This window comes from Brevundimonas vesicularis, from assembly GCF_032067225.1.
In the GTDB taxonomy this organism is placed as follows: Bacteria; Pseudomonadota; Alphaproteobacteria; order Caulobacterales; family Caulobacteraceae; genus Brevundimonas; species Brevundimonas vesicularis_F.
This window is the reverse complement of sequence record NZ_DAMBJX010000102.1, coordinates 1-5773: the sequence shown is the minus strand read 5'-3', so window position 1 is coordinate 5773 and position 5773 is coordinate 1. Positions and strand designations below refer to the sequence as shown.

At 68.3% G+C, this 5773-nt stretch carries 7 protein-coding genes and 1 pseudogene; 2 read left to right on the top strand and 6 right to left on the bottom strand.

Annotated features, from left to right (window positions below):
* The 6 genes and pseudogenes from RT123_RS15480 to RT123_RS15455 form a co-directional block, all read right to left on the bottom strand.
* Positions 1 to 226 (bottom strand): annotated as a pseudogene (locus tag RT123_RS15480) (hypothetical protein); the annotation flags it as partial.
* Positions 227 to 269: 43 nt separating this feature from the next.
* Complete coding sequence (locus RT123_RS15475) at positions 270 to 527, bottom strand: zinc ribbon domain-containing protein (protein WP_313010121.1); 258 nt, start codon at positions 525 to 527, stop codon at positions 270 to 272.
* A 2-nt stretch (positions 528 to 529) separates the two neighbouring features.
* Positions 530 to 1177 (bottom strand): OmpA family protein, encoded by a 648-nt coding sequence (locus tag RT123_RS15470; RefSeq protein WP_313010120.1) that lies wholly within the window; start codon positions 1175 to 1177, stop codon positions 530 to 532.
* Positions 1174 to 1767, bottom strand: coding sequence for a hypothetical protein (locus RT123_RS15465; protein WP_313010119.1), 594 nt, complete (start codon positions 1765 to 1767; stop codon positions 1174 to 1176). Before RT123_RS15465 ends, RT123_RS15470 begins: the two co-directional genes overlap by 4 nt.
* Positions 1768 to 1869: 102 nt before the next feature.
* The gene (gene cysK / locus RT123_RS15460) at positions 1870 to 2850 is read right to left on the bottom strand and encodes a cysteine synthase A (RefSeq protein WP_039244679.1); all 981 of its coding nucleotides are present in this window, start codon (positions 2848 to 2850) and stop codon (positions 1870 to 1872) included.
* 105 nt (positions 2851 to 2955) lie between these two features.
* Positions 2956 to 3717, bottom strand: a complete 762-nt coding sequence (locus RT123_RS15455) for a LytTR family DNA-binding domain-containing protein (RefSeq protein ID WP_313010114.1) — start codon at positions 3715 to 3717, stop codon at positions 2956 to 2958.
* 136 nt (positions 3718 to 3853) lie between these two features.
* Here RT123_RS15455 and RT123_RS15450 point away from each other — a divergent pair, with 136 nt between their 5' ends.
* Complete coding sequence (locus RT123_RS15450; RefSeq protein ID WP_313010112.1) at positions 3854 to 4843, top strand: dienelactone hydrolase; 990 nt, start codon at positions 3854 to 3856, stop codon at positions 4841 to 4843.
* 153 nt (positions 4844 to 4996) lie between these two features.
* On the top strand, positions 4997 to 5773 hold a 777-nt coding region (locus tag RT123_RS15445), incomplete at its 3' end, for a GAF domain-containing protein (RefSeq protein ID WP_313010109.1).

Here is a 5773-nt window from a genome sequence, read left to right as displayed (position 1 = left end):
GCAGTTCGGCCAGCGGCGCCAGACGCGCGGCCACGCGCTTGCGCTCATCGTGCGAGGCCAGCCGCAGCATCTCGACCAGCAGGTCGCCCGTCACCGCCCGCTCGAAGGCGTTGATGCGGCTGGCGGGCAGCGACACGACGTCGGCCAGACGCTTCAGCAGCGCCCGGCGCGCACGCAGCGGCGGCGGCGTCGCCTCTTCCCCGATCATGGCTGCCAGATCGCCCATCCCCCCACCTTAGAAGCGAGCAGTTAACCGGGCGTGAGCCGGATCAGCTCTTGTTGACCACCACCACGATGGCCAGGATCACGAAGGCGATGACCGCCAGCACGCGCGCGATCCACGGCGCGGCGACGAAGACGCCCAGGACGGTGATCCCGCTCTTGACCGCATCGGGTCGTGTCAGGGCCTCCTTGAACGTGCCCGACGGCCGCGCCGCGTCGCCCGCGATCGGATGGCCGCAGTTGGGACAGGCGATCGCCGCCTCAGACACCTGACGCCCGCAGGCGGGGCAAGGGATCAAGGCCATGCTCAGCCTCCCGCGCGTGGCGTGATGCGGATCTCGACGCGGCGGTTCTTCTGACGCCCGTCGGGATCGTCGGAGCCGTCCGGCCTGACGTTGGGAGCCACGGGCCTCCGCTCGCCAAAGCCCTCGGCGCCCAGGGTGCGCCCGGCCTCGCGTTGCAGCCGCGCCGCCACCGCCCGCGCGCGGCGCAGCGACAGCCCTTCGTTATAGGCGTCGTCGCCCTTGGCGTCGGTATGGCCGCCGATGCTGACCTGGGCCTGCGGATAACTTTTCAGCAGTTCCGCCGCCCGCGTCAGGGCCGGCTCGGCGTCCGGCCGGATCGTCGCCTTGTCGAAGTCGAACAGAACATCGGCCGGCAGGTCGATCACGATCACCCCGTCGGTGCGCCGCGCGTTCAGCTCGCTCAGCAGACTGCGGGTGGTCTCGACCCGTTCGGGCGCGACCTCGGACGAGACGAACACGCTTTCCAGCGCGCTGTCCGGCCCCGACTTGGCGAAGGTGGACCGGGGCGCGGCCATGTCCTTTTCGAAGGTTGAGCGCAGGCCGATGGCGCTGCCGCTCATCAGCCGCACCGTCAGGGCCGAGGCGACGCAGGGCGTCAATCCTGCGGCCAACAGCGCCGCCGCCATGGCGGGCGCGTGTCGTCCCGTCATCCGGCCGCTCCGGTCGTCGGGTTCTGGGATGTCGGATTCTGGGCCGCCTGGGCCGTCAGCGGGATGGTCATACGCAGAAACGGACCGATGATGCTGTCCGACGTCGAGCCTTCGTTAAATACGAGTGAGATCTGGTTCACCCCGGCCGGCACCGCGCCCATGAACACCAGGCGGCCGTTCATGGTGTCGCCCTTGACGATGTTCATGTTCGGATTGCCCTCGGGCGGCTTCAGACGCAGCTTCTGGCCGTTGGGCAGTTCGATATAGGTGGCGTTGGTCGCCATCTGCACATTGTTCGTCATGTCGCTGGCGAACGAGATGCTGACGTCCAGGATGGTCGCGTCCTCCGCCAGATCGACGTTCTTGACCCGAACCGTAGCGCCCACCTCGGTCACGCCCTGCACATCCACCGGCACATTGCGGATCTGGCGCGGCTGGGCGGTGACGGGGGTGTTGGCGGCGGCTGCGGCCTGTTGCTCGGGCGACATCGACGGATCGACCGCCGCCTTGTCGTCATTGTTGGAACAGGCGGCGAGCGCCAGGGCCGAGACCCCGGCGACGGCGATCAGGCGAAGGGCGGCGACAGGCATGAAACGCTCCGGCATTGTTGATCCGCCGCGCGTCGTCCCTCATCCCAAGCGGAGCCGCACGCGCGTCCGATATCGAACACGCGAACGGCCTAAAGGCTCCGCTTACAAGCCCTCGAAAAGCGCGGTCGAAAGATAGCGTTCTGCGAAGGACGGGATGATCACCACGATGGTCTTGCCCGCATTCTCCTCGCGCGCGGCGATGCGGAAGGCGGCGGTCAGGGCCGCGCCCGAGCTGATGCCGACGGGGATGCCCTCGACCCGCGCGGCCTTTCTGGCCATGTCGAAACTGTCGTCGTTGGAGACCTGCTCGACCCCATCGACCACCGACGGATCATAGATGGCGGGCACGAAGCCGGCGCCGATGCCTTGAATCTTGTGCGGGCCGGGCGCGCCGCCCGACAGCACCGGAGAGGCCTCGGGCTCGACGGCGATGAACTGCACCGACGGCTTCTTGGCCTTCAGCGCCTGGCCGACGCCCGAAATGGTGCCGCCGGTGCCGACGCCGGCGACCACGATATCCACCGCCCCGGCCGTGTCGTTCCAGATTTCCTCGGCCGTCGTGACGCGGTGAATGGCGGGGTTGGCCAGGTTCTCGAACTGCGACGGGCTGATGGAGTTCGGCGTGGTCTCCAGCAGCTCCTGCGCCCGCGCGATCGCGCCCTTCATCCCCTTTTCGGCCGGCGTCAGCTCCAGGCGTGCGCCGAGCAGGGCCAGCATCTTGCGCCGCTCGATCGACATGCTTTCGGGCATGCAAAGCGTCAGCTTCAGCCCCTTGGCCGCCGCCACGAAGGCCAGGGCGATGCCGGTGTTGCCGCTGGTCGGCTCGATCAGCACCGTGTCCTGATCGATCTTGCCCGCCTCCTGCAGCGCCTCGACCATGGCCACGCCGATCCGGTCCTTGACCGAGGCGATCGGGTTGAAGAACTCCAGCTTGGCCAGAACCGTCGCCTTGGTATCGTATTCCGCCGACAGACGCGGCAGACGCACGATGGGGGTGTCGCCGATAGTGTCGACGATCGAGTCATAGACCTTGCCCCGGCCCTTCTTCAGGTGGCGGGACGCGTCATAGCTGAAGTCGGTCATGGAAAAGGTCTCCTCGAATGCTGGCGCACAACAGATAAGGCCTTGCCGCCCCACGCAAGGGGTGACGCGCGATGATTTCTGCGAACGACCGTCAGAACCCTTGACCTAAAGCCAGCCGGCGGCCCGCAGGTTGGCCACCCGCGCGCGCGACACCGGCGCCGTCAATCCGCCGGTCAGGGCCAGGCGCAGGTTACGGCCGTCCTCGACGACCCCGACGATGGCCGCGCGCGCCACCCACCACGAGCGATGGGTCTGAAGCCCCTCGACGCCCTTCAACGCCGAGACGGCTTGCGACAGCGACATCAGAACAAGCTGCGACCCCCGCGTCGTGTGCACGCGCACATAATGGTCCTCCATTTGCAGGCAGATCAGGTCGCGCCCCAACCCGGCGGGCAGGGTGCGCGCGAAGCCCGGATCGCCTTCATCCGATCGCGTCGCCGTAGCGGACGTCCGCATCCGCAACAGGGCGTAGAGCGCTACATAGACGGCCCCGATCAGCAGGGCCTGCCCATACCATTCGACCCAGCCGACACGCTGGCGAATGCCGGGCCACAGGACCACGGCGATGATCCGGCTGATCACGGCGGTCGGCCCGCTGGCGACGACGATCAGCATGGGCAGCCAGAACCGCATGGACACGCGTCTGCGGCGCATCCTGGGCCAGGCCCAGCGGATCGCAGCGCCGAACACCGCGCCGCTGATCACCAGAACCGCCGTCCAATAGCCGATCCGCACCGCCAGCCCGTCGTTGAAGAAGCTGCCGAAGGGACCGACCGCGCCCAACACCGCCCCCGTCAGGGCGCAGGCCGCCAGATCGACGGCCCAGGCGCGCGGCGTATTCAGTCTGTCAGCGGCGTTCTGCGTCATCGTCCCTTCCCTCGTCAGCCCACTATCGTCGAACCCTTCGCCCGTCCACGCACCCGTTCGCCCATTGGCGAAATGCGGCTGGCGTTCGCTCGGTCTCGCCCCGAACAGCGGGTCGTCTCGACCAACGGAAACCGACATGCCCCATCGCTCACCGCCGCAAAACCTGATCGCCGGCTTCGGCCTGGCCCTGATGCTTCTAGCCGGCGCCGCCTCGCCCGTGCAGGCGACCGCGCCACAAGCCGAAGGCCCGGCGCGCGCCCAGATCGATCCGCAGGCGCCCGATCAGGTCTTCACCTTTCCCGGCGGACCGGACGGCGCGGTCGAGGCCGCAGTCTGGCTGCCGGCGCGTCCCGCCGATGGCCGGCCCGCGCCCCTGGTCGTCATCTCGCACGGCAACGGCGGCGGCTTGCGCAGCCATGCCGACACCGCCAGAGCCCTGGCCGACGCCGGCTTCGTGGTCGCCGCCCTGACCCATCCCGGCGACAACTATCGCGACATGAGCCGCTCCACCCAACTGACCAATCGCGCGCCCCAGCTCAGCCGCCTGATCAACTATATGACCGGCGACTGGCGCTCGCGGCCGGGCGGCGTCGCCGTCGATCCGAACCGCATCGGCGCCTTTGGTTTCTCGGCGGGCGGGTTCACGGTCACCTCGGCCATTGGCGGGGTTTCGGACGCGGCGGCCATCGGCGACCATTGCGAGGCCCATCCCGGCTTCTTCGCCTGCCGTCTGCTGGACGTGATGGGGATCGACCTGTCGACCTGGCGTCCGCGTGCGAAGGACGACCGGATCAAGGCCGCCGTCATCGCCGCCCCGGCCCTGGGTTTCTCGTTTACGTCCGAAAGCCTCGCCGCCGTGCGCATTCCGGTTCAGCTGTGGCAGGCGGGCGCCGACGACATTCTGCCCGCGCCCTACAACGTCGAGCCGATCCGCGATCATCTGGGCGCCGCGCCCGAATACCACCGCGTCGAAGGCGCAGGTCATTACGACTTCCTGCCGCCCTGCTCTCCGGCCCTGGCGGCCGAGGCGCCGCAGATTTGCACGCCGACGCCACACTTCAACCGCGCCGATTTTCACAAGGATCTCAATCGCGAGATTGTCCGCTTCTTCCAGCGAACGCTGTAGCGCCGCGGGGACCGGCCTAGGCGAAACAGATACGGATGACCATGGCTCTTGCCGCCCCACGCAAGGGGTGACGCGCGATGATTTCTGCGCAAACCTTTCAGAGCGGCTATGTCAGCCTATATGTCGCCGTCGCGCGAACCGAGATTTCCGTCCTTGCCCCACACCCGCCCGCCCTCCGACCCCGGCCTGACCCCGGAGATCGCCGAACTGGTCGCCGAGGTGTGGGCCGACACGGCCTCTCAGACCCAGATCCAGATGGACGATCCGGTCGCGCCCAAGGTCGAGGATGCGCCGACGCCCGAGACCCGTTCCATCGCCGACGAGCTGCGCTATCGCCTGAAGCAGCAGTCGCTGCTGGCGCGCTTCGGCGAGGTGGCCCTGTGCGAACGCGATCGTCAGGCCCTGCTCGACGCCGCCTGCGTGGTCTGCGCCGACGGCTTGGAGACGCCCCTGTCCAAGGTGCTGATCCACAATGAAAGCCGCGACCGGCTGGTCTTGGTCGCCGGCGTGGGCTGGAGCGGCGAGGTCGAGGGTCACGCCTCGCTGGGCGTCGAGCTGGATTCGCCGGCCGGCTACGCCTTCCAGACCGGCAAGCCGCTGATCTCCAACCATCTGGAGAACGAACAGCGCTTCCATACGCCCAAGCTTCTGGCCGACCACGGCGTGCGGCGCGCCATCAACGTCCTGATCCGGCCCGAACTGGACGGCGAACCCTGGGGCGTGCTGGAGGTCGACAGTCCAGACGAGGGCCAGTTCGACGCCCGTGACGCCCTGTTCCTGGACGCCTTCGCCGCCGTCGTCGGCGCCGCCATCGCCCGCCAGCAGACCGAGCAGCGGCTTCTGGCCGCCATCGAACATCAGGCCCTATTGACGCGAGAGGTCAGTCACCGGGTCAAGAACAGCCTGTCTCTGGTCTCCAGCCTGCTGTCG